Origin of the sequence: Kitasatospora sp. NPDC052868 (genome assembly GCF_044547105.1) — a bacterium.
Classification (GTDB): Bacteria; Actinomycetota; Actinomycetes; order Streptomycetales; family Streptomycetaceae; genus Kitasatospora.
In genome coordinates this window covers 484,154-500,422 of sequence record NZ_JBITZW010000002.1, presented here as the reverse complement: position 1 = coordinate 500,422, position 16,269 = coordinate 484,154, and the positions used below count along the sequence as shown (strand labels likewise).

15 protein-coding genes are annotated in these 16,269 nt (G+C 75.0%); 4 read left to right on the top strand and 11 right to left on the bottom strand.

Going from position 1 to position 16,269, the window contains the following annotated elements; genetic code table 11:
* Nucleotides 1–125: 125 nt before the first annotated feature.
* The 3 genes from ACIGZJ_RS05840 to ACIGZJ_RS05830 all read right to left on the bottom strand — a co-directional run bounded on the left by ACIGZJ_RS05840 (nucleotide 126) and on the right by ACIGZJ_RS05830 (nucleotide 3,715).
* Nucleotides 126–926: an ABC transporter ATP-binding protein gene (locus ACIGZJ_RS05840; RefSeq protein WP_396456113.1), complete on the bottom strand. Its 801-nt coding sequence runs from the start codon at nucleotides 924–926 to the stop codon at nucleotides 126–128.
* Nucleotides 923–2,938, bottom strand: coding sequence for an ABC transporter permease (locus ACIGZJ_RS05835; RefSeq protein ID WP_396456112.1), 2,016 nt, complete (start codon nucleotides 2,936–2,938; stop codon nucleotides 923–925). The genes ACIGZJ_RS05840 and ACIGZJ_RS05835 overlap by 4 nt, the downstream gene beginning before the upstream one ends.
* Before the next feature lie 141 nt (nucleotides 2,939–3,079).
* Nucleotides 3,080–3,715, bottom strand: coding sequence for a hypothetical protein (locus ACIGZJ_RS05830; protein WP_396456111.1), 636 nt, complete (start codon nucleotides 3,713–3,715; stop codon nucleotides 3,080–3,082).
* 190 nt (nucleotides 3,716–3,905) lie between these two features.
* On the opposite strand from ACIGZJ_RS05830, the gene ACIGZJ_RS05825 reads away from it, so the two are divergent.
* The gene (locus ACIGZJ_RS05825) at nucleotides 3,906–4,526 is read left to right on the top strand and encodes a hypothetical protein (RefSeq protein ID WP_396456110.1); all 621 of its coding nucleotides are present in this window, start codon (nucleotides 3,906–3,908) and stop codon (nucleotides 4,524–4,526) included.
* Complete coding sequence (locus ACIGZJ_RS05820; RefSeq protein ID WP_396456109.1) at nucleotides 4,517–5,953, top strand: ABC transporter substrate-binding protein; 1,437 nt, start codon at nucleotides 4,517–4,519, stop codon at nucleotides 5,951–5,953. Before ACIGZJ_RS05825 ends, ACIGZJ_RS05820 begins: the two co-directional genes overlap by 10 nt.
* Before the next feature lie 68 nt (nucleotides 5,954–6,021).
* Here the strand turns inward: ACIGZJ_RS05820 and ACIGZJ_RS05815 are convergent, their stop codons facing one another.
* The 4 genes from ACIGZJ_RS05815 to ACIGZJ_RS05800 form a co-directional block, all read right to left on the bottom strand.
* The gene (locus tag ACIGZJ_RS05815) at nucleotides 6,022–7,185 is read right to left on the bottom strand and encodes a PP2C family protein-serine/threonine phosphatase (RefSeq protein WP_396456108.1); all 1,164 of its coding nucleotides are present in this window, start codon (nucleotides 7,183–7,185) and stop codon (nucleotides 6,022–6,024) included.
* A 129-nt stretch (nucleotides 7,186–7,314) separates the two neighbouring features.
* Complete coding sequence (locus ACIGZJ_RS05810) at nucleotides 7,315–7,737, bottom strand: MarR family winged helix-turn-helix transcriptional regulator (RefSeq protein ID WP_392931996.1); 423 nt, start codon at nucleotides 7,735–7,737, stop codon at nucleotides 7,315–7,317.
* A gap of 74 nt (nucleotides 7,738–7,811) precedes the next feature.
* Entirely contained in the window at nucleotides 7,812–8,981 is a 1,170-nt protein-coding gene (locus tag ACIGZJ_RS05805; protein WP_396456107.1) for a M48 family metalloprotease, read from the bottom strand.
* Between the two features lie 167 nt (nucleotides 8,982–9,148).
* Nucleotides 9,149–9,463: a dsRBD fold-containing protein gene (locus ACIGZJ_RS05800; RefSeq protein WP_396456241.1), complete on the bottom strand. Its 315-nt coding sequence runs from the start codon at nucleotides 9,461–9,463 to the stop codon at nucleotides 9,149–9,151.
* 263 nt (nucleotides 9,464–9,726) lie between these two features.
* Between ACIGZJ_RS05800 and ACIGZJ_RS05795 the strand changes: the two genes are divergently transcribed.
* Both ACIGZJ_RS05795 and ACIGZJ_RS05790 read left to right on the top strand, forming a co-directional pair.
* Nucleotides 9,727–10,863, top strand: coding sequence for a CapA family protein (locus tag ACIGZJ_RS05795; protein WP_396456106.1), 1,137 nt, complete (start codon nucleotides 9,727–9,729; stop codon nucleotides 10,861–10,863).
* A 137-nt stretch (nucleotides 10,864–11,000) separates the two neighbouring features.
* The gene (locus tag ACIGZJ_RS05790) at nucleotides 11,001–11,969 is read left to right on the top strand and encodes a helix-turn-helix transcriptional regulator (protein ID WP_396456105.1); all 969 of its coding nucleotides are present in this window, start codon (nucleotides 11,001–11,003) and stop codon (nucleotides 11,967–11,969) included.
* 19 nt (nucleotides 11,970–11,988) lie between these two features.
* On the opposite strand, the gene ACIGZJ_RS05785 is transcribed toward ACIGZJ_RS05790, so the two are convergent.
* The 4 genes from ACIGZJ_RS05785 to ACIGZJ_RS05770 form a co-directional block, all read right to left on the bottom strand.
* The gene (locus ACIGZJ_RS05785; RefSeq protein WP_396456104.1) at nucleotides 11,989–13,302 is read right to left on the bottom strand and encodes an MFS transporter; all 1,314 of its coding nucleotides are present in this window, start codon (nucleotides 13,300–13,302) and stop codon (nucleotides 11,989–11,991) included.
* 170 nt (nucleotides 13,303–13,472) lie between these two features.
* Nucleotides 13,473–14,171 (bottom strand): siderophore-interacting protein, encoded by a 699-nt coding sequence (locus ACIGZJ_RS05780; RefSeq protein ID WP_396456103.1) that lies wholly within the window; start codon nucleotides 14,169–14,171, stop codon nucleotides 13,473–13,475.
* A gap of 71 nt (nucleotides 14,172–14,242) precedes the next feature.
* Nucleotides 14,243–14,887 carry a TetR/AcrR family transcriptional regulator gene (locus ACIGZJ_RS05775; RefSeq protein WP_396456102.1) on the bottom strand — a complete coding sequence of 215 codons (645 nt, stop codon included), beginning with the start codon at nucleotides 14,885–14,887 and terminating at the stop codon, nucleotides 14,243–14,245.
* Nucleotides 14,888–14,891: 4 nt separating this feature from the next.
* On the bottom strand, nucleotides 14,892–16,145 hold the full coding sequence (locus ACIGZJ_RS05770) for an MFS transporter (protein WP_396456101.1): 1,254 nt from the start codon (nucleotides 16,143–16,145) through the stop codon (nucleotides 14,892–14,894).
* Between the last annotated feature and the right edge of the window lie 124 nt (nucleotides 16,146–16,269).

Here is a 16,269-nt window from a genome sequence, read left to right as displayed (position 1 = left end):
TTCCGGTTCGGGGTGGGGTGGCGGCTGTTGTCGGGGTACTGTCATCGGTTCGCCGGCATCGGGAGTCTGAAATCTGTCAGTTGTCAGCCGTCATTCGTCAGCTGTCAGTTGTCGGCCGTCAGGTGTCAGGTGTAACCCGCCTCCGGAGCCGCCCCGGCCCAGGCCCGGGCGACCCGTGCGTCGGCCAGCACCGCGGCCGTCGGGCCGCTCGCCACCACCTGGCCGTCGGCCATCGCGTAGACCGTGTCGGCCAGCTCGGCGACCAGGTCGACGTCGTGCTCCACCAGCAGCAGCGCCATACCCCGGTCGGCGAGGCCGCGCAGGACGGAGGCCAGGCGGCCGGTCTGCACGGTGTCCAGACCGGCCGCCGGCTCGTCCAGCAGCAGGACGCGCGGGCGGCCCGCGAGAGCCCGGGCCAGTTCCACCAGACGCAGCACCCCGGTTGGCTGGTCGCCGGCGGGCTGCGCCGCGAGCCGCTGCAGACCGAGCAGCGCCAGGGCGCGGGCGGTGTCCGCGTCCTCCGCCCGAACGTCGCGGCCCCGGCCATGCTGCCGCCCCCGGTGCCGCTGCTCGGCGCCGATCCGGACGTTGTCCGCCACCGAGAGGGTCGGGAAGACGGCGATCTGCTGGAACGTCCGGGCCAGGCCCAGCCGCACCCGGGTGTGCGCGGCCAGCGGGGTGACGTCCCGGCCGCCGAGCAGTACCCGGCCGGCGTCCGGGCGGACCGTCCCGGCCAGGCAGTCGAACAGGGTGCTCTTGCCGGCCCCGTTCGGCCCGATCAGGGCGGTGATCCGCCCCGGCGGCGCGCTCAGGTCCACCCCGGCCACCGCGGCGATCCCGCCGTAGCGCCGGACGACGCCCCGGGCGGTCAGCCGGGCGGCGCGGGAGCCGACGTGGGGGCCGGCTCGGGGGCCGACGCGGTTCACGGTCCGCCCCCGTCGGACGGCCCGGGCCGACGGGCGTCGACCAGGCCCCGGGCGCGGCGGCCCGCGAGGGTGAGGCGGACCGGCGGAAGCGATCGCGGCTGCGGCGGGGAGCGGCGGGGGAGACGGACGGCCAGGCCCGCGAGCCCGCCGGGGAGCCGGCCGATCGCCGCCGCGAGGACGCCGACCGCCACCGCCGAGACCCCCGCGAGGGTGCCCGCGTCCAGGCCGATCAGCAGGGCGGCGGCCAGCACCGCGCCGAGCGCGCTGTCCGCGCCGGCCACCACCACCGCCGCGAACCAGAGCAGCCCGCGCACCGGGTCGAAGGCGGCCGGGTCGAAGGCCCGCCCGGCCAACCCCATCAGCCCGCCCCCGAGCGCCGCCAGCGCGGCACCCACCACGAAGGCGAACAGCTTCAGCCCCGGTACGTCCACACCCGCCGCGACCGCACCCGGCTCGTGGTCGCGCATCGCCGTCAGCGCCCGTCCGAGCCGACCCCGGTGCAGCCCGCGCACCGCGACCAGTCCCGCCCCCAGCAGCACCAGTTCGGCGAGGTAGAAGGCGCGGTCGCCCGCCAGGAAGGCCGGCCGGTCGAGGCTGAGCCCGGAGGTCGCGTACGGCTGCTGGAAGACGAACCGGCTCATCGCCGTGCCGACCGCGAAGGTCACCAGGGCCAGGGCAGGCCCGCGGCGGCGGATCGCCGGCCAGCCGGTCAGCAGCCCGAGCGGGGCGGTGGCCAGGACCGCGAGCAGCAGGGCCGGCCCGGCGGGCAGCGCCGGGACGCCCGGGATCCGCCCCGACATCAGCAGCCCCGTGCCGAGCGCGCCCATCCCCGCGTATCCGGCCTGGCCGAGCGAGATCTGGCCTCCGTAGCCGGTCACCACCACGATCGAGAGCAGGACCAGGGCGAGGGCCGGTACCGGCAGCGCGCCGCGCAGGTCGTTGGCACGGAACCCGAGCGGCAGCAGGAGCAGCACCAGACCGACCGCCAGGACCGCCCGCCCGCCGCCGGTCGGCCCGCGCCGGCCCGCCGTCCGGCCGCCCGCCCCCCACCCGTCGACTCCCCGCCCGCCGACCCCCCGCCCGCCGACCCCGCTCCGCTCGCCGCCCGGGATCCGGGGCCCCGCCAGCAGGGCGGCGACGAGCAGCGCGATCACGAACAGGTTGGCCTGGACGGCCTGGACCAGCGGCAGCAGCTGGCCCGCGGGGCGCAGCCGGGTCAGTTCGGCCTGCGCGATGCCGAGACCGAGGCCCGTCGCCACCGCCACCGGAATGCTCCGCAGCCGGGCCGCCACCGCGACCGCCATGGTCTCCATCACCAGCAGCGGCAGCCCGTACGGGTCGAGCAGCAGGTACGGGGCCAGCGCGATGCCGACCAGTCCGGCGGTGAACGAGCCGAACGCCCAGCCGGCCGCCGACACCCGGTCGGCGTCCACTCCGGCGAGTTCGGCGAGCCCGCGGTCCTCCACCACCGCGCGCAGCCGCAGGCCGAAGCGGGTGAAGCGGCCGATCGCGGCCACCGCGAAGGAGAGGACGAGGATCGCGCCGAGCTGCGCCACGGTGTCGGGCCGCAGGGTGTGGCCGCCGGGCAGCGCGATCGGCGCGCCGCCGAACGGCGAGGGGGCGCCGCTCACCGGCGCCGCGCCCCAGAGCAGCACCACCACGCCGATGAGCAGCACGAACACCCCGAGGCCGGCCACCATCGTCTCGGCCGGACCGGCGCCGCGGCGCTGCAGCGGGCGGTACACCAGGACGTCCAGCAGCACCCCGAGCGCGGGCGCGACCAGCAGCAGGCAGACCGCCACGGCCGGCCAGACCGGCCAGTGGCGCACCACGACCAGGTCGCGCAGCAGGTAGGCGACGGCCATGGCCTGGGCGCCCTGGGCGATGTTGAGCACGCCGGTCGCGCGGTGGCAGACCACCAGGCCGATACCGCTGAGCGCGGCCGCGCTGCCCACGGTGAGCCCGGCGAGGGCGAGGTCCAGGGTGAGGTCGAGGGACGACATGTCGGTCATGGCGGTGCGCCGTCCGTCGCCGTCGCCGGTCCGTTCGGGGCCGGTCCGTTCGGGGCCGGTCCGTTCGGAGCCGTGCCGTCCGGGCTCGTGTTGCTCGGGAACGCGCCGTTCGGGTTCGCGTGGTTCATCCGGTCGGCCGCCTCAGCCGTTCGGCGGGGCGGATTCGCCCGCAGGAGTGGGCCCGTCGGGGAGCGGCGGCTCGCAGACCCGGCAGGCGGTCAGCCCCCTGGACCGGACGGCGTCGGCGTCGACCGGCTCGGCGCGGGGCTTGCCGGTGATCAGCGGACAGTCCGGGCGGTGGAAGAGCGTGCCCTCGGGCAGGGCCAGCCGGTCGGCGGCGAACGGGGGCGCGGCGGGTCGGCCCGGCCCGACGGCCCCGCCCGCGTTCGGCACGGTCCGCCCGGCCGGTTCCGCGGCTGGACTCGCGTCGGCCGGTTCGACCAGCAGGGCGTACAGCTGCTCGATCCGCAGACTCGTCGGATCGCCTTGCGGCGGCGGGGACTCGGAGCGGGCGGAGGCACGCAGGGCGACCATGACCGTACCCGCCACCACCAGCGCGGCGCCCGGGATGGTGGAGGACGCGAGATAGGGGATCTGCTGCTCGACGAACTGCTCGCCGGAGACCCCGTACCAGCCCAGTACGCACAGGACGGCCCCGGCCGCCGCGAGGGCCCAGCCGAGCCACTCGCGCGCCTCCCGAGCCGCTCGGAGCCCCGGCCCCGGCGTCCGCTTCACCGGGTGACGAGGGCTCTCGTCCTCCGATTGCGATTCGTCCATGGATCCGCCTTCATGGTGTCACCTGCGACGTTTCCAGGAACGGCCTGGAACGGCATCCGGGACGGATCCGGGAAGGCACTCGGGAAAGCACCCTGGAAACCACCCGGGGCAGCACTCCGGAAGCCGCCCGGAAGCCGCTCGGAAAGCGCCCGGGAAGGCGCTCGTGACGGCGCCCGGCGAGAGGAACACCATGCATGTGACGCAGCGCGGCACCCGTCAGGGCGGCCGCCTGGTCCGGCGGTCCGCGAGCGTGCTGCTCGTGGTGCTGCTGGCGGGCGCGGCGGCCGGATGCGGCAGCAGCGGCTCCGGCTCCACGGCCACGTCCTCGGCCCTGGCGTCCGCGGCGGCGTCGGTCTCCGCCGCCGTCTCCAGCCTGGCCTCCGCGGCGGCCTCCGCTGCGGCGTCCGGCACGGCCTCGGCGGGTGCCACCGGTACCGCGCCCGCCGATCCGGCGGCCGCAAAGGCGGAGGTCACCACCAACTGGGAGAGGTTCTTCGACCCGGCCACCCCGATCGCCGACAAGGCCAAGCTGCTCCAGAACGGGGACGTGCTGCTCCCGGTGCTCCAGGGCTTCTCGCAGGACCCGAGGATCGGCCAGGTGCAGGCCAAGGTGACGGACGTGGCGTTCACCTCGGCGACCCAGGCCACCGTCACCTACTCGCTCTCCCTCCAGGGCGCCGTGGTCGAGCCCGCCGCCAGCGGCCAGGCCGTGCTGGAGAACGGGACGTGGAAGGTCGCCCGCTCCACGCTCTGCGGCCTGCTCACCCAGGCCGGCGGTGCCGGTGGGACGCCGATTCCCGGATGCAGCTGACGGTCGCGCCGTCCAGCCGGACCGCCGACGCGCTCAGCCGTCGGCGGCCCGGCAGGCTGACCGGTCGGCTGCTCGCCGCAGCCCTCGCGCCGGTGGTCGCGCTCCTGCTGGTGCTCGTGACGGGCTGCGGTACCCGGCTGCCCGACTCCGCGTTCAGCGGTCGACCGACCCCCGGCGGCGGGACCGGTCCGGGGCCCGGCTCCGGCGGCAACCCCGCCTCCGACACCGGGGTCACCGCGACCGAGATCCGGATCGGCATCGTCACCTCGCTGACCAGCCCCGTCGGCAGCGAGGTGTTCAGCGGGCCGCGCTACGGTGCGCAGGCGTTCTTCCAGGCCCTCAACGACCGGGGCGGCCTGCACGGTCGCACCGTCCGCCTGGTCACCTGCGACGACGGCGGCAGCGGCATCGGCAACCAGGACTGCGTGCACCGGCTGATCGACCAGGAGCACGTCTTCGCGTTCGTCTCCGGCAGCGTGCTGGACTACGCGGGCGCGTCCTACGTGAGCGGCCAGGGCGTGCCGGACGTCGGCGGCCAGCCGATCGGCACGGCGTACGACCGCTGGCCGCACCTCTACGGCATCTACGGCAGCAGCGCGCCGCGCGACGGCCACGCGGTCGGCTGGAACGGCACGCTCTACCAGACCACCGAGGTGTTCCGTTTCTTCAAGGAGCGGCTGGGCGCGGGCAGTGCCGCCGTGGTCGCGTACAACCAGGCCGACTCCGCCCGCTACGCCGCCCGGCTGAAGGCCGGACTGGAGGCGGAGGGCTACCGGGTGCTGGTGCAGACGGTGGACTTCGCGCTGCCGAACTTCCAGGCGGTGGCGGCGGCCGTGCGTGCCGACGGTTCGCAGCTGCTGTTCGACGCCATGGACACCCGGGGCAACGCCGCCCTCTGCCGGGCGCTGGACGAGGCCGGGGCACAGGTGTCGGCGAAGGTGACCAACGTCCAGAACTGGTCCCAGACCGTCGGGACCGACTACCAGGCCTCACCCGTCTGCCGCAACGCGCTGTGGGCGACCGCGTCGAGCCTCAACTACGAGGACGTGACCTACCCGGCGGTGCGGGAGTTCCGGACGGCGATGGCCCGCTACCAGCCGGACCGGGAGCCACTGCTGTCGGCCTGGGAGCTGGAGGGCTGGGCGGGCGCCCAGTGGCTCGCCGACGCGATGGACCCGTGCGGCCCCGAGCTCACCCGGGCCTGTGTGGAGCGCTTCATGAACCGGACCGAGCCGTACGACGCGCACGGGCTGATCCTGCCGGCCGCCTTCGTGCCGCAGCCTCCGCCGACCGGCCTCACCCGGGCCTGTCTGAACGCCGCCCGCTGGGAGGACGCCGCCGAGTCGGGCCGGGGCGGCTGGGTGACCCAGGTGGCGTCGATGACGACCACCTGCTTCGACGTGCCGCAGCTGCCGTACCGGCCGTAGCCGGGGCCTGTCCTGGGGGCGTGGCACCGAGGCGGGCGCGGGTACGGGGGGCGGGGTCGGGCGGTCGATCACGCGCCCCGCCGTCCGCCGTCCGGCAGCCGTTCCACCGCGACCATCGCCGCGTCGTCGTCCAGCCGGCCGCCGACGTGGGCGAGCAGGTCGCGGCGGAGGTTCTGCAGGAGGGCGGCCGGGCGCTCGTCGTGCCAGGCGGCGGCCCGCTCGGTGAGCGGGTAGAAGCGCCGCCGGGTGTCGCGGGCCTCGATGACGCCGTCGGTGTAGACCAACAGGCGGTCGCCGGGGAGGAACGGGTACTCCTCCACCTCGTACTCGGTCGGCGCCAGGTCACCGAGCCCGAGCGGCGGGGCGGGGTTGCGGGCCGCCAGCGCGGTGATGCCCCCGGCGTTCAGCAGGAGCGGGGGCGGATGGCCGCAGTCGATCAGGCGGACCACCGAGCCGTCGTCCGGGATGTCGAGGATGACCGCGGTGATGAACGACTCTCCGCCGTCGCCGCTCGGCCCGTCCCCGCCCGGGTCGGCGTCGTGCCCCTGCACCGCCAGCTGGGCGAGGTCCCAGCAGACGCTGCCGTCCAGGTAGACGGCGAGCTCGGGCAGCGAGGCGTGCAGATGGGCGGCCGCACGGAAGGCGCCGAGCAGAAGGGCGGCGTCGCCGAGCGAGGAGAGGCCCTTGCCGCGGACGTCGCCGACCAGCAGCCGGGTCCCGGTGGCGGTCCTGGCCGCCGCGTACAGGTCGCCGCCGACCTGGGCCTCGGCCTCGGCCGCGAGGTAGACGGAGGCCAGGTGCAGCGGCCCGATCCGGTCCGGCAGCGGGCGCAGCAGGACGCGTTGGGCCGCCTCGGAGACCGAGCGGACCTGGGCCAGCTCCTGTTCGTGCCGGTCGCGCAGCACGCGCAGGCCGACGATCAGTGCCGAGACCACGACCTGGGCGGCGATCTGCGCCTCGTGGTTGGCGGTGGTCAGCCCGTCGCGCACGCCGCCGATGACGACGAGGGCGGCGATCGAGAGGAGGGCGACGGCGACGGTGGCCCGGGTGCCGGCGAAGGAGGCGGTGATCGCGGGGGCGACGATGAGCAGCGGACCGAGGTGGATCTCCGGCGGCGACAGGATGTCGACCACGGTGATCACGACGATCAGTGCGAGCGGCAGCGCCGTCAGTGCGCGGCGGTCGGGCCGCCACGTCCGGCGCGGGTCACGGGGGTGCTGCCGAAGTGGCACCTCTCCTCTGTACACCGTCCGGGTGGTGGAGCGCATTCCGGCGGGAGGGGTCCCGGGGGTGCCGCGGCCGTCGGGTCCGCGCGGTTCGGTCCGCGTGGTTCGGTCCGCGCGGTTCGGGCTCGGGCGGGTTCAGTCCTGGGCGCCGTAGCGGGCGAGGTAGTCGGCGAAGCGGGCGACGTCCTCGTCCGACCAGTCGGTGAACCGTGCGGTGAAGGAGATCCGGCGCTGCTCGTTGGCCTCGCGCAGCAGGGTCAGCCCGGCCTCGGTGGCGCGCAGGATCTGGCCGCGCTGGTCCTCCGGGTCGGTCTCGCGGCGCAGCAGCCCGAGCTTCTCGAGGGCGCCGACCTGGCGGCTGACGGTGGACTTGTCGAGCATGAAGTACGAGGCGACGTCGGCGGCCCGGCAGCCCCCGCGCTCGTTGATCAGGTCGAGGATGCTGTAGGTGACCAGGGAGAGGTCCGGGTGCAGCTGCGACGCCTTGTGCCGCGCCCGTCGGGCGAAGGCGGTCAGCTCGCGCTGGATGGTGTCGATCGACGTCTCACGACCGGGCACGGCGCACCTACCTCCTCGAATATTCGTTGCATCGTACAACAATTTGCCCTGGCGTCCGGCCGCCACTCGTCCGCTCAGCGGGCCGAGGTCTGCCAGGCGCGGGCAGCGGCGATCCGACGGGTCGCACTGGGGTGAGTGGCGAACAGTAGCTCAAGCACCCGGGGCGGGTCGACATCGGACACATTGGCCAGTGCCAGTCTGCGCTGCATTGCGATGAACTGCTCGGCGTCCGAGGTGAGTTCGAGTGCGTGACGGTCCGCCCGGGCCTCGATCCGCCGGCTCACCGCGCACTGTACCGGTCCGGACAGCGCCCCCAGGAGCGCCGTGCACGCGGCCATCAGGGGGAGCGAGCGCGGATCGGCCGCATCCGTCGCGCCGGCGGCGGACAGTAGCGGCCCCCAGCCGGTGAGCAGGCCGAGCACGCACACCACCGCGGCCGCGCCCACCGCGCCCAGCACGGTGCCGGTCAGCACGTCCCGGTGCTTGACGTGGCCCAGCTCGTGCGCCACCACCAGCTCCACCTCGCGCGGCTCGGCCGTGGAGAGCAGGGTGTCGTACGCGACGATCCGGCGGGTCGCGCCGAGTCCGGACACGTACGCGTTCAGCGCCGTCGTGCGCCGCGAGGCGTCGGCCACCAGGACGTCCCGGACGCGGACCCGGTCGCGCTCGGCCAGCGCCAGCAGCGCCTCGCGCAGCGGGCCGGGCGGCATCGGTGTGAAGCGGTTGAACACCGGCTCGACGACGAGCGGGAAGAGGAAGGAGAGGGCCGCGGTGAGCAGCGCCGCCGCGCCCGCCGCCGGAATCCACCAGCGGTCCGGCGACCAGGCGGTCAGCGCGTACAGGCCGAACACGACCGGCAGTGCCAGCGCCAGCGTGAGCGCCAGTCCGCGCAGTGCGTCCACCGCCCAGCCGCCCCAGCCCTGGGTCACCAGTCCGTACCGGGTGCGGACGGTGCGTGCGCCGGCCCCGAACGGCAGCTGCGCGGCCTGGCCGAGGACGACGAGGGCGGCCGCGCCGGCGAGCACCTCGGCGCTCCGGGAGCCGCCGAACCAGCCGCCGACCGCGGTGACCAGGTCGGCGCCGAGCGGGGTCAGCCCGAGCAGCAGGGTGAGGGCCAGGCCGAGCGCCCGCCCGCCGAGGGCCCACGGCAGCTGCTCGCGGCGCAGGGCCCGGCCGCGGGCGCGCTCGGCGGGGGTGAAGTCGGGGGCGGTGAAGTCGGCGGCGGTGCCGGTGCTGGTTTCCATGGGTTCCTGGCGTCCCGGTGGTCGACTGGCGGGGGAGGGCGATGTCGACTGACAGAATAGGAAATCTGTCATCTGTTGTCTGTTCTCTGAAGGTCGTTGGCTGTCCGCTGTCCGCTGTCCGCTGTCCGTTGCGCGCCGCCGTTCGCCGACCGTCAGGGACCAGCATCTCAGCCCTCGGCGGACCGGGTGGCGCTCTGGGTGCCCGCGCGCAGGAGCTGGTGGCCCAGGTCGACCAGCGCGCGGCCGACGGCGAACTCGTCCCCGACCGCCGGAGCCGGATCGTCGCGCGGGTTGCGGCGGGCCACGGCATCGCTCTCCAGGACGGCACCGTCGGCGTCCAGTACGGCGTGCACCCGAGTGGTGTCGCGTTCCTCGACCACGTGCAGGTTCAGCTGCCAGTCCTTGCTGCGGACGGTGCCCGGGCCTGGTCCGCCCCCGTCATCGGTACCGCCCAATCCACCAGCGTTGTCCATGCCGTCCATGCGGTTCACGACCCACCACCTCCAGCGCGGTTGCCACCCCCCTCCACGCTGCGCGCGGGCGCCGCCGCCGCGCCAGGGACGCGATGGCCGGATCGGGCGGCGGGGTTGGGCCGGTCGGGCCTGTCCGGCACCCGCCGCCGCCCGGGGACCGGGCCCCGAGGTTCGGGGTTCGGGCCCCGGGGTTCGGTGGAGGCGGGGCGAAGGCCGCGTCGGGGCGTGACGTAGGCTGACCGCTCTTGGACCGACCCCCGGGGGGAATCTCAATGCGCCGTGTCGCGGCCGCCGTCGCACTGTTGCTCGGGCTGATACCCGTGGCCGCCTGCGGACCGGACGACCCCGCGCCGGCCCCGGCCGCGCCCGCCGCGGACGGTGCCAAGCCCTCGGCGGGCGCCACGGCCTCCGCCGCCCCCTCCGCGGCGGCGTCCGGCAGCCCCGCCGCGCCCCGGCCGGACGGCAGCATCACGGTGGCCTTCGCGGGCGACGTGCACTTCGAGGGCCGGACGGAGCCGCGGCTCGGGGTGAAGGCGCCGGAGCAGCCGCTCGGACCGATCTCCAAGACCCTCTCGGACGCCGACCTCGCCGTGCTCAACCTGGAGACCGCGATCACCGACCGCGGCGCCCCCGAGCCGAAGACCTACACCTTCCGGACCTCGCCCAAGGCGCTCACCGCGCTGCGCGACTCCGGCGTCGACGTCGTCTCGATGGCCAACAACCACGCCGTGGACTTCGGCGCCGACGGCCTCGCCGACTCCCTCGCCGCCAAGGACTCCTCGCCGATCCCGATCGTCGGCTTCGGCCGCAACGCCAAGGAGGCGTACGCCCCGTACGTCACGACGGTGCGCGGGGTGAAGGTCGCGGTGGTGGCGGCGAGCCAGGTCGAGGACCTCACCAACCAGAAGTGGCGCGCGAGTGCCACCAAGCCGGGAATCGCCTCGGCCCTGGACGCGGCGGCTCTGGTGAAGGCGGTCGAGGCGGCCAAGCAGCAGGCACCGGTGGTGCTCGTCTACCTGCACTGGGGCGACGAGGGCAAGGCCTGTCCGACCAGCGCCCAGACCGCCATCGCGAAGAAGCTCGCGGGCGTCGGGGCGACGGCCGTCGTCGGCACCCACGCGCACACCATGCTCGGCTCGGGGATGCTCGGCAACACCTACATCGGCTACGGCTTCGGCAACTTCCTCTGGTACGGCACCTCCAACTACGCCTTCTCCAACGAGACCGGCGTCACCACCCTCACCCTGAACGCCGCGGGCAAGGTGACCGGCGAGACCTTCACCCCGGCGACGGTCGACGACCAGGGCGTCCCCGTCCCGCAGAGCGGCGCCGCCGCCGAGGCCGCCCTCAAGCGCCGCGACGGCCTCCGGGGCTGCACCGGCCTGGCCCCCGCCCCCGCCGCGCACTGACCGCCCGCAGCTCCCGTACCGCCCGCAGCTCCCGTACCGCCCACGGTGTGCGCGGCCGCCACCCGAGGACACGGCAGCACCGTGCGGGCCGGTCGGTGGACAGCGGACCTGTCAGTGGGGGCGCGGATACTGCAGCCATGCGTGCGAGCCGACTGGTGTCCCTTCTCCTGCTCCTCCAGACCCGCGGCAGGATGACCGCGCAGCAACTGGCGGAGGAGTTGGAGGTGTCGGTCCGCACCATCTACCGGGACGTCGAGTCCCTGCACACGGCGGGCGTCCCGCTGTACGGCGACGCCGGTCCGGCCGGCGGCTACCGGCTCCTCGACGGCTACCGCACCCGGCTGACCGGCCTCAGCGCCGACGAGGCCCGGGCGCTCTTCCTCGGTGCGCTGCCCGGACCGGCCGCCGAACTCGGCCTCGGGGCGGTGGCCGCGGCGGCCCAGCTGAAGGTCCGGGCCGCGCTGCCCGCGGAGCTCCGCGACCACATGGCGCGCAGCCAGGAGCGGTTCCACCTCGACACCCCCGGCTGGTACAGCGAGGGCGAGGAGGTGCCGCACCTGCCGGCCGTCGCGGACGCGGTGTGGAGCCGGCGGCCGATCAGGATCCGCTACCGCCGCTGGCGGGCGCCGACCGAGGTCGAGCGGCACCTCGCGCCGTACGGCCTCGTGCTCAAGGCCGGCCGCTGGTACCTGGTGGCCTGCGGTGGCCCGGCCGTACGCACCTACCGGGTCGACCAGATCCTCGAAGTCGAGCTGCTGGAGGGGGATTTCGAGCGCCCGGAGCGATTCGACCTGGCCGGCTACTGGCGGGAGTACGTAGCCGACTTCCATGCGCGGCTGCACCAGGACCAGGCACTCGTCCGGCTCTCCCCACGTGGCGTCGAGCGCCTGCCCGGGCTGCTGGGCCGGGCAGGTGCCGAGGCGGTGGCCGCGGGCGTGCGGCCCGACCGGGACGGCTGGAGCCGTGCGGTCGTCCCGATCGAGTCGGTCGACCACGCGCACACCGAGTTCCTGAAGCTCGGCGCGGAGTTGGAGGTCCTGGAGCCCGTGGAGCTGCGCGACCGGATGGCCGCCTCCGCCAGGGAGCTCGCCGGGCTGTACCGGTGACCAGCCCACCGCCCTGAGGTCAGCCCGACCCGGTGCCGACCGCCGACGCGCCGCACCCGGCCGGCTGGAGGGGCTCGGCGGGCTCGGTGGGCTCGGTGGGCTCGGCGGGCGGCTCGGCGGGCAGCGGCTCGCGGCGCAGGGCCCGTCGGCCCGCCGCCGCGACGGCCGCCACGGCGCTGAGCGAGGCGAGCACGGCGAACCCGTACCGGCTGTCGGAGTGGTCGGTGATCGCGGAGACGGCCAGCATCACCACCACCGTGGCGGCCAGCCCGCTCGCCTGGGCAACGCCGAAGACCCGCCCGATCCGGTGCTCCTCGACCGAGGTCATCAGCAGGGTGCGTGAGGCGATCCGCGCCTGGCCGAAGAGGAAGGCCCCGAGGGCCACGAACACCACCAACCCGGCGACCCCGAAGAGTGGTTGCAGCACCATCATCAGGCTGGCGGCGACGAAGCCGACCACCGCGATCCGCAGATCGCCGGTACGCCGACCGAGCGCCCGGTAGGCCACGGCGGCGAGCAGGAATCCCGCGCCCCCGGCGGCGTCGGCTGCCCCGAACACGGCCGCCCCGCGGTGCAGTTCCCCGATCACCAGGACCGGGAGCAGCGCGTTGAAGACGGTGACGACGACGCTGCCCTGCGCGTACAGCACGATCAGACGCGCCACCGGGCCGCGCGAACTCCCCGAGACGGGCGCGGCAGGCGAGGCCGCGGCAGGCGAGGGAGCCGAGGGAGCCGAGGAGGGCGCGGCGGTCGGGAGGTTCCCCAGGGCGGCCACGCACGCCGCGGACACCAGGAAGGTCGCCGCGTTGAACACAAAGAGCGGGGTGGCTCCGAAGAGTTGGAGCGCGAAGCCGCCGACCGAGGCCGAGAGCAGCATCCCGGCCTGGGTGGCGACCTCGTAGTCGGCGGTGAACCGGCGCAGTTCGGCGGGCCGCACCCGCTCCTTGACCAGGCCCGCGCTGGCGGGGCCGAAGAGCGCGCTGACGACGGCGAGCGCGAAGTTGCCCGCGTAGACGACGGCACTGCCCGGTCCGACCGCGGCCGACCAGACCGGGACCGCCAACGCCGCGGCGGCGCTGGCCAGATCGCACCCCAGCCAGAGCCGCCGACGGTCGAACCGGTCCGCCACCCGCCCGAGGAGCGGTGACAGCGCCGCCTGCGGGACGGCCACGGCGATGAACAGCCAGCCGACCGAGAGCATCGTCCCCTCCGCCCTGACCATCAGCAGTGCCGCCGCGATCAGTTGGATGTTGTTGCCCAGCGCGGTGATGAGCGCGGCGGGGATCAGCAGGCGTTCGGTGCCAGAGGCGGGGCGGTCGGGCTGGATGCGCAAGGGAGCCTCGTCGAGAGTCGGGAGTCGGGAGTCGGCGGTCAACGGGCCTGGTGTGGACCGCGACTGCCAGTCTCGCGAGAATCCCTGACACCTTCTGTCAGTGTCTGCGGGGCGATGGGCGGGCGGCCCCGACGGGTGCGGTGGCCGCCCGCCCGTCGCCCCGTCCGCGTTCAGCCCTTGTGGTCGGACTCGCCCAGCTTCCAGTAGCCCTTGGCCTGGACGTCCTCGCCGGAGTAGCCGCGGTCGGTGAGCAGATGGCGGCGGATCGCGGTGACGGAGGAGGCCTCGCCGGCGAGCCACGCCGAGGCCGAGGAGGGGAGATCGGCGCCGAGGAGGGCGGCGGTCAGCAGCCGGCCCTTGGGGTGCCCGACGGGCCGGGGGAGCCAGTTGATGGTCAGATCGGCGCGAGTGTCGAGCCGGAGGGTGTCGGTGGCATCGGCGACCTCGAAGAAGGCGGACACCCGGACGGAGGAGGGGAGTCGGTCGAGGATGGTGAGGGCCGCCGGGAGGGCGCTCTCGTCGGCGGCGAGGACGACGTGGGCGGCTCCGTCGAGGGCTTGGAACCGCCCGCGGGGGCCGCCGAGACGGGCGCTGTCGCCCGGGCGGGCGACAGCGGCCCAGCGGGAGACGGGGCCGTTGCCGTGCAGGACGACATCGATGTCCGCCTCGGCGTGCACGGGCCGGTGGTGGCGGATGGTGTAGGCCCGGGAGTGGCCGTCCGGAACCGCCAACTTCACCCACTGGGTGGGGTGTTCTATACCGAGGTCGGTCAGGGTGGGGCCGAAGAGGGTGAGTCGGACCAGGTTCGAGGTCAGCGGCGTGACCGCGGTGACCCGGACGTCGTGGGTCGGGCGGGGTCGGCGGAACATGGCGGCTCCAGGGAGACGGCCCGGGGGACTCACGGGCGCGGAGGGAAGAACTACCGGAAGTTGACGAAGCGTCAGTGGTTGAGCTGCCGGTCGAGCAGCGCGTCGACGAAGACCCGGTCGAGCGGGCGGCGCAGCACGAGGGCGCGGTGGTAGAGCGGGGCGAGCAGGGCGTCCAGGGCGGCCTCGGCCTCGGCGGCGGAGACCGAGAGGCAGCGGCCGGTCTGTTCGACGTCCCGGGCGTGCAGCTCGTCCAGGAATCCGGAGTGCAGCAACTCGGCCGTTCGGCTGTCGAGTTGAGCGTGTCCGAGGAGGGCCAGCAGAACGCGGCCGGCCGGTTCCTCGCCGAGGAAGCGGGCGAAGAGGTGGACGTAGGCGCGGAGTCGGTCCACGCCGGGCGGGGTGTCCTCGGGCCAGGCGAGGGCCGGTCCGGCGTCCAGGGCCAGGTTGTCGAAGAGGATGTCGACCTTGGACTTCCACCAGCGGTAGATGGTCTGCTTGGCGACCCCGGCCGCGGCGGCGATGCCCTCGATGGTGAGGCCCTCGAAGCCGTGTTCCACCAGCAGGTCGTCGGCCGCGTTCAGCACGGCCAGGCGCGCGGCCTCGCTGCGGCGGCTACTGCCACCGGTCGGGGCGGGGCGCTGCTGGGCGGCGATGGTGCTGAGGTCCTTACGGGCGAGCCGGGGGTGTGCCCGGCCGGAGCTGCTGGTCGGGGCCATCCTCTCACGCCTCCCGGGGGTGGACGGTGGCCGGGCGCCGGGCCAGGCCGGCCGCGGCACCGAGGGCCAGGGCGGCGACCAGCGCGCTGAAGACCAGTCCGGCCGTGCGCAGTCCGGCGAGCTGGATCAGCACGCCGACGCCGACCACCGGCACCGAGAGCATCGTGTACAGGATGGCGAAGAAGGTGGACACCGCCTCGCCGCGCTGTTGCGGCGCCACACCGGTGTTGATGGCCCCCAGGCCGGTGCCGACGGCGGTGCCGGTGGCCAGGCCGTTGACGCAGGCGCCGAGCAGGAGCGGGGTCAGGGACTCGGTGAGCAGGGCGGTCGCGATGAGGGCCGCGGCCGCGACCAGTCCGGCGCAGGCGGTCGGCAGGGCCCGGGGCGCGGGCAGGACGCGGGCCAGCAGTTGGCCGACGGCGGTGGCGGCGAAGGCGAGGCAGACGACCAGGCCGGTCAGCGCACGGTTGTGGATGTCGAGGACGGTGGCCAGGAAGAGTCCGCTGACGGCGGTGAGCACACCCAGGACGGCGAACCCGGAGCCGCCGGCCAGCGCGGCGCGCAGGAAGGCCGGCCGGATGGCGGCGGGGACGCGCAGCGGCTGGAGGCGCAGCCGGAACCGGGCGCCCGCCCGCCCTGCGCCCGTCTGCCCTGCGCCCGTCTGCTCCGGGCCGGATCCGCCGCCGGGCACCGTCTCGGGGACGGCGAGCAGCCCGAGCAGCGCGGTGGCGGTCAGGGCGAGCATCACCGTCCAGGGCAGCCGCAGGGGCGAGCCCGCCCACTGGGCGAGCGCCCCGGCGATCAGGGTGCCGCAGGCCAGGCCGCCCATGTTCGCGGCGAGCGCGAGGGTCTGGGCGTGTTGGCGGCGGTCGGGCGCGGCCAGGTCGAGCAGGGCGGCGGTGGCGCTGCCGGTGATCAGGGCGGCGGAGAGGCCGGAGACCACTCGGGCGGTGAGCAGCCAGGGCAGCGAGTCGGCGGCCTCGAAGAGTCCGTCGGCGGCCGCGGCGAGCAGTAGCGCACCGGCCAGGACGGGTCGGCGCCCGATCCGGTCGGAGAGGCGGCCGAGGGTGAGCAGTCCGGCGACGACGCCGACCGCGTAGACGGCGAAGACCACCGTGACGGCGAACGGGGTGAAGCCGAAGGCGTGTTGGTAGAGGGGGTAGAGCGGGGTCGGGACGGTGGTGCCGGCCATGGTGACCCAGAGCGCGAGCGCGACCGCTGCGCGGGCGACCGGTGCGGGGCGGGTGGCGGAGGGCATAGGGGTGCTCCTCTGGTGGTGAAAGTAGACGCAACGTTGCGTTGCGGCTGAAGCTCCCGCACCGTAGCACTGGACGCAACGTTGCGTCTACGTTCGAGGGTTGAATCCGGCGCGCTTCCGGCCC

Bases quoted from the DNA above. Each gene is read 5' to 3' on its own strand.
- ACIGZJ_RS05825 (WP_396456110.1), top strand. From the start codon at position 3,906: ATGCATGTGACGCAGCGCGGCACCCGTCAGGGCGGCCGCCTGGTCCGG.
- ACIGZJ_RS05835 (WP_396456112.1), bottom strand. From the start codon at position 2,938: ATGACCGACATGTCGTCCCTCGACCTCACCCTGGACCTCGCCCTCGCC.
- ACIGZJ_RS05790 (WP_396456105.1), top strand. From the start codon at position 11,001: ATGCGTGCGAGCCGACTGGTGTCCCTTCTCCTGCTCCTCCAGACCCGC.
- ACIGZJ_RS05770 (WP_396456101.1), bottom strand. From the start codon at position 16,145: ATGCCCTCCGCCACCCGCCCCGCACCGGTCGCCCGCGCAGCGGTCGCG.
- ACIGZJ_RS05775 (WP_396456102.1), bottom strand. From the start codon at position 14,887: ATGGCCCCGACCAGCAGCTCCGGCCGGGCACACCCCCGGCTCGCCCGT.
- ACIGZJ_RS05830 (WP_396456111.1), bottom strand. From the start codon at position 3,715: ATGGACGAATCGCAATCGGAGGACGAGAGCCCTCGTCACCCGGTGAAG.
- ACIGZJ_RS05795 (WP_396456106.1), top strand. From the start codon at position 9,727: ATGCGCCGTGTCGCGGCCGCCGTCGCACTGTTGCTCGGGCTGATACCC.
- ACIGZJ_RS05800 (WP_396456241.1), bottom strand. From the start codon at position 9,463: ATGGACGGCATGGACAACGCTGGTGGATTGGGCGGTACCGATGACGGG.
- ACIGZJ_RS05805 (WP_396456107.1), bottom strand. From the start codon at position 8,981: ATGGAAACCAGCACCGGCACCGCCGCCGACTTCACCGCCCCCGACTTC.
- ACIGZJ_RS05780 (WP_396456103.1), bottom strand. From the start codon at position 14,171: ATGTTCCGCCGACCCCGCCCGACCCACGACGTCCGGGTCACCGCGGTC.
- ACIGZJ_RS05820 (WP_396456109.1), top strand. From the start codon at position 4,517: ATGCAGCTGACGGTCGCGCCGTCCAGCCGGACCGCCGACGCGCTCAGC.